This window comes from Pauljensenia sp. UMB3104, assembly GCF_030217285.1.
Lineage (GTDB): Bacteria > Actinomycetota > Actinomycetes > Actinomycetales > Actinomycetaceae > Pauljensenia.
The window spans coordinates 1-532 of record NZ_JASONN010000062.1; the positions used below are offsets into that span (position 1 = coordinate 1).

Genomic DNA, 532 nt, shown 5'->3' on the forward strand with positions numbered 1-532 from the left:
CCACCCAAGCAAGCCCCTGGTTGTCCACAGCCGACGGCCGCGCCGTCGGGACGCTGTGGACAACCAGGGGCGAAGACATACGGGGAGCCCCCCGCCCGAGAGGGCGGGGGGCGGGTCGGTTGCTACTACATCTGATCGTCACGTAGTTCGGATAGGCCCCAGGTGTCGTCCTCGTCGATCTGGCCGGTCCAGCGGTAGGGGTTTTCCTTGCGGTACTTCAGGAAATCACCTATCGGGTCTTTGGTCTCACCGCGAATGAAGCTGAGGTACTGAATATCGCTCAGTTTGTCGCACTTGCATTCGAGTACTTCGATGAGCTTGCACAACATGCGGATGAGCATTGTGCGGGTGAAACCGAACTTGCAACTGCACCACGGAGCGTACTTGCTTGGTTTGTCGCAGTAGTAGAGGATGTCGTCGTGGTTCCGTCTCATGTGCTTGATGCTTGGCATTGGTCTTTCCTTTCGGTGAGCGTTTGGCGGTAGGTTTGGTGCCGCCTTCCCCCTGTCTGGGGTGCTCCCTAGGTGGGGCG

The 532-nt window shown here is 59.2% G+C and carries 1 protein-coding gene; it reads right to left on the reverse strand.

From position 1 onward, the window contains the following. Positions 1 to 125 precede the first annotated feature (125 nt). Positions 126 to 452, reverse strand: a complete 327-nt coding sequence (locus QP415_RS10750) for a hypothetical protein (RefSeq protein WP_285100040.1) — start codon at positions 450 to 452, stop codon at positions 126 to 128. Positions 453 to 532 lie beyond the last annotated feature (80 nt).